The 5,220-nt window shown below is 60.3% G+C and carries 5 protein-coding genes; all 5 read left to right on the top strand.

The annotated features are described in order from the left end of the window. A partial coding sequence (gene prfA / locus AC0AP0_RS08595; RefSeq protein WP_490430166.1) for a peptide chain release factor 1 occupies positions 1-981 on the top strand: 981 nt, incomplete at its 5' end. Next, positions 978-1,928: a N5-glutamine methyltransferase family protein gene (locus tag AC0AP0_RS08590; RefSeq protein ID WP_490430165.1), complete on the top strand. Its 951-nt coding sequence runs from the start codon at positions 978-980 to the stop codon at positions 1,926-1,928. The genes prfA and AC0AP0_RS08590, both read left to right, overlap by 4 nt. Before the next feature lie 108 nt (positions 1,929-2,036). Then, on the top strand, positions 2,037-2,696 hold the full coding sequence (locus tag AC0AP0_RS08585) for an L-threonylcarbamoyladenylate synthase (protein WP_490430164.1): 660 nt from the start codon (positions 2,037-2,039) through the stop codon (positions 2,694-2,696). Continuing rightward, the gene (locus AC0AP0_RS08580; protein ID WP_110413255.1) at positions 2,693-3,883 is read left to right on the top strand and encodes an MraY family glycosyltransferase; all 1,191 of its coding nucleotides are present in this window, start codon (positions 2,693-2,695) and stop codon (positions 3,881-3,883) included. Before AC0AP0_RS08585 ends, AC0AP0_RS08580 begins: the two co-directional genes overlap by 4 nt. 66 nt (positions 3,884-3,949) lie before the next feature. Further along, positions 3,950-5,220, top strand: a 1,271-nt coding sequence (gene guaB / locus AC0AP0_RS08575) for an IMP dehydrogenase (protein WP_490430163.1), incomplete at its 3' end; no start/stop codon positions are given.

Below are 5,220 nucleotides of genomic sequence, written 5' to 3'. Positions count from 1 at the left end.
AAATTGGGCCGCAGACATGCTGAACTCGCTCCCATCGTTGAAGCCTATAAGGCCTATCAAAGCGCCTTGGAGGACAGCCAGGCGGCCGAACAGATGGCACGGGAAGATCCTGACTTCGCGCAAGAGGCCAAGGCCATGGCTGACCGCATACCGGACCTGGAGCAGAATCTGCGTACCGCTCTTATTCCACGTGATCCCGATGACGGCCGCGATACGATCATGGAGATCAAGGCCGGCAGCGGCGGCGAAGAGGCGGCTCTCTTTGCTGGCGATTTGATGCGCATGTATGTGCGTTATGCCGAAAAACGTGGTTGGACCACCGAGATCATGAGTGAGAATCGTACTCAGCTGGGCGGGGTGAAGGATGCCCAGCTGGCCATTCGCGCTCGCGGTCAGGTGGCCCCTGCCGACGGCGTCTGGGCTTCACTCAAGTACGAGGGCGGTGTCCATCGGGTCCAGCGTATTCCCGTCACCGAGTCCCAGGGCCGCATTCAGACTTCAGCCGCTGGAGTCATCGTCTTTCCCGAGGCCGATGAGGATGACGACGAGATCGAGATCGACCCCAAAGACCTAAAGGTTGATATCTTCATGAGCTCCGGCCCGGGAGGACAGTCAGTCAACACCACCTACTCGGCTGTGCGCATGACCCACATTCCTACCGGCATCGTGGTCTCCATGCAGGATGAGAAATCCCAGATACAGAATCGTCAGGCTGCCCTGCGGGTGCTCAAGTCCCGCCTACTGGCCATGAAACACGAGGAGGAGGCTGCCCAGGCTGCCGACATGCGCCATTCCCAGGTCCGTTCTCTGGATCGATCCGAGCGTATCAGGACCTACAACTTCCCCGAGAGCCGGATTGTGGATCATCGCACCGGCTACAAGGCATACAACCTGGAGCAGGTGCTGGATGGCGACCTGCAGGCTGTCATCGACTCCGATATTCAGGCAGACGAGGCCCGCAGAATGGCTTCACAGGGGTGAATCAGCAGGAGCATGGGACCAGTCTGGCTGGACTGGTTGAAAGCGGCCATCGCCTGTTGGCGCAGGCCGGTGTATCTACGCCGCTCAATGATGCCAGGCTGCTGCTGGCCGATGCCCTCGGGTGCGATCTGCACCAGCTGGATCAGGCTCTGCTCTTGAATCGGACTGCTGAGGAACTGCTCACGAAAGTTGTTTGTCGCACATATACTGATGGTTCCCAGTCGGCGGCCCTTGAATGTTATCAGTCCTATCTGCAAAGGCGAGCCGGACGCGAACCCTTGCAGTACATTCTTGGCCACGCCTACTTTCGTTATTTGGATCTTCGCCTGGGACCGGGGGTCTTTATCCCTCGTCCCGAGACCGAAACGGTTGTCCAGGCAGGAGTGGATGCCTTGACTAGAGTGGATCATCCACTGGCGGTGGACCTGTGTTCCGGCAGTGGAGCCATCGGTCTGTCCCTGGCTACCGAGGTTCCAGGAGCGCGGGTTCGGGCCGTGGAGGTTGACGAGCAGGCATATCGGTGGGGCACGTTGAATGCCGCCGCTCAGGAGGCTACAATCCGGGATGCTGGATCCGATTATCAGTTGCTGCTGGCTGATGCCACGGATCCCGCTACCCTGTCTGACCTAAATGCCCAGGTTGATCTGGTTATTAGCAACCCTCCCTACGTTCCCATGGATGCGATTCCCAGCCAGCCCGAGGTGCGTGACTGGGATCCGGACTTGGCCCTCTATGGTGGTTCGCCTGACGGGTGTCTTTTGCCTTGTCGCATTCTGGACAAGGCCATGGTGTTACTGATTCCCGGCGGTCTGCTGGTCATGGAGCATGATGTCTCCCAGGGGCCTGCAATGATTGCTGCTGCGCTGGAGCGGGGGTATGTCCAGGCACGCACTCATCAGGATCCAACTGGTCGGGACCGCTACCTGACAGCCCGGCGACCTGGGTGAGTGGTTGCAGATCCACGGTTTTCAGGTCCTGGCGGACTGCCTTGGTCCTGGGATAGATTGGTAGCTGGTCACATGAACATGTCGAGCCGAAAGGTCGTGATACAGGATATGAGTCAGGTGATGACCTATGACAATCGGTCGCCGCAGTTGCTGGCTCGGGTGGTGGCTGCTGGGGGGCTGGCGGTCATTCCTACCGACACGGTTTATGGCATCGTCTGCGATCCATGCAACGACGAGGCCATCGATCGGCTCTTCCAGGCCAAGCATCGTCCCAGGACCAAGTCCATCCAAGTGCTGCTGGATGGGGTCGAGGCCATGAAGCGGTTGGATCTTAGCCTGCCTGCTCCTCTTGATCGCCTGGCCGATACTCTGTTGCCGGGCCCCTTTTCACCTATTGCCTTTGTAGGGCAGTCCTGCCCTCTGCGCACCCCTCGGATGGAGTCCGATGGTCCTACCCAGGCCGTCAGAGTGCCTGACTCGCCCATCTGTCGGGCACTTTTGCAGGTGACCGGACCTTTGGCCGCTTCCAGTGCCAATAGATCGGGTAATCCCAGCGTGGAGACCGTCCAACAGGCCAGAGCCGAGCTGGGTGATAGCGTCGACCTTTACCTGGACGGGGGACCAACCCCTGGTTCAGTAGCCAGCACGGTGGTGGCAGCCGACAAGACCGATCCTGATGGGATACATGTGCTGCGGCAGGGTGTTATCGGCGAGGCCCGGGTCCGTGCCCTTCTGTCGGGCCGCTCCAGCGGAGGGGAGGGTCAGTGAGGGTATACCTGTTCATTGCTGCCATCGCTGGCGGGGCCACCTGGCTGGTCATGCCCATGGTTCGTCACCTCGCCATCAGGGTTGGCGCTGTAGGCGTGGTCCGCGCTCGCGACGTACATAAGGTGCCCACCCCTCGGATGGGCGGCCTGGGCATGTTGATCGGCTTTGCCGTGGCCATGTGCTTTGCCTCCCGCATTCCTTTTATTACAGGCCTCTTCCAGTCCGGCCATCAGGCCTGGGTCATCTTGGCCGGGGCAGTCGCCATCTGCCTGCTGGGCATAGCGGACGACCTTTGGGACCTGGATTGGATGCTCAAGCTGGCCGGCCAGCTGCTGATTTCGGTCTTCGTCTCCTGGGGTGGTATCCAGATCATCTCCCTCCCACTGGGATCCTTGGTGGCGGCCTCGCCTAGCCTGTCCATGGCCATCACGGCGTTTTTGATCGTGGCCTCCATCAATGCGGTCAACTTTGTAGACGGACTGGACGGCCTGGCTGCAGGCATCGTGGCCATCGGGGGTATTGCCTTCGCCATCTACTCCTATATCATCGCCCGCATTTCGCCCGACTACGCCTCACTGGCCACGCTGATCGACGTGGCCATGGTGGGTATTTGTGTGGGGTTCCTCCTGCACAACTGGCATCCGGCCAAGCTCTTCATGGGCGACTCAGGATCCATGCTGCTGGGATACCTGATTACTTGCGCCTCTATTGTGGTCACCGGCCGGTTGGATCCGGCCACCATTCATGCCAGCATCTATCTGCCGGCCTTCATGCCCATTCTTCTGCCCATTCTGGTGCTTTTCCTGCCTGTTCTGGACATGTGCCTGGCCATCATCCGAAGGCTCAGCCACGGGCAATCACCCATGCACCCCGACCGCATGCACCTGCACCACCGTATGCTGCGCATCGGTCACACGGTTCGTTCCGCTGTCCTTATTCTCTGGGGCTGGGCTGCGTTGATCGCCTTCGGATCGCTCTTTATTCTGTTCTTCCGTCTGCGATATGTCTTGATCGGCCTGGCTCTTGCTGCCATACTGCTGACCTTCGCCACTCTCTATCCTTACTACCGCCGTCGTCTTCCCGAAATCAGGCGCGAGAACGCCATTCTTGCCGCCCAAGGCTCGCAGCATGCGGCCAGACCTCCCTGGCATAGCAGAAGCCGCCACGATAAGGATGAGGACGACTGATTCACTGGATGAAATAGTACGGACACGGTACCGCGAACGGTCAAGAAGCACTTGTAGCATGGTGCTATGGCTATGGAAAACCCACAAAGCGAACCCTCCTCCTACACCCAACTGCCCGACGCCTTCCAGAAAATCGGTCTGGCCTATGATGACGTCCTCCTGCTGCCCAACGAATCCGATGTCATCCCATCCGAAGTAGACACCACCACCCGGCTTACTCGGAACATCACCATGAAGTCCCCGGTCCTTTCGGCTGCCATGGACACCGTCACCGAGGCCACCATGGCTGTGGCCATGGCCCGTAACGGCGGTATCGGCGTCCTCCACCGCAATCTCAGCATCGAGGATCAGGCCAATCAGGTCGACATCGTCAAGCGGTCCGAGTCCGGCATGATTTCCGACCCCCTGACCGTCACCCCGGATGCCACGCTGACCGACCTGGACAAGCTCTGCTCCACCTACAAGGTCTCCGGGTTGCCCGTGGTGGACCGTCGGCAGCGGCTGGTGGGCATCATCACCAACCGTGACATGCGCTTCGTCAATCCCGCTGACTTCGACCGGCTCAAGGTCAGCGACATCATGACCAAGGACCACCTGATTACTGGTCCGTCCAACATCACCAAGGAAGATGCCCACCAGCTTCTGGCCAAGTACAAGGTGGAGAAGCTTCCTCTGGTCGATGACGAGGGCAAGCTTACCGGGCTGATTACCGTCAAGGACTTCGTCAAGACCGAGCAGTACCCCGAGGCCACCAAGGATGAGCGCGGCCGTCTGCGTGTGGCGGCTGCCGTCGGTTTCTTCGGCGATGCCTGGCAGCGCATTACCGCCCTGGCCGACGCCGGCGTCGACATTCTGGTCGTGGACACTGCCCATGGCCACGCCAAGCTCATGCTGGACATGATCCGCCGGATCAAGGCTGATCATGCCTTCGACCATGTGGATGTGATCGGCGGCAACGTGGCCACCCGCGAGGGTGCCCAGGCTCTGATTGATGCTGGCGTTGACGCAGTCAAGGTCGGTGTGGGCCCTGGCTCCATCTGCACCACCCGTGTGGTGGCTGGCGTGGGTGTGCCCCAGCTGACTGCGGTCTACGACGCCGCGCTGGCCTGCCGTCCTGCTGGGATTCCTCTGGTGGCCGACGGTGGAATTCATTACTCGGGCGACATTGCCAAGGCGATTGTGGCCGGTGCTGATTCGGTCATGCTGGGCGGTCTGCTGGCAGGTACTGAGGAGGCTCCTGGCGAGAAGGTCCTCCTGCACGGCAAGCAGTACAAGGTCTATCGGGGCATGGGCTCGCTGGGCGCCATGGCCCCGCGCGGCAAGAAGAGCTACTCCAA

The sequence above is a fragment of the Bifidobacterium sp. POST2/T3 (B1) genome, from assembly GCF_058197115.1.
The sequence above is the reverse complement of the archived record's forward strand: the minus strand, read 5'-3'. Positions and strand labels throughout refer to the sequence as shown.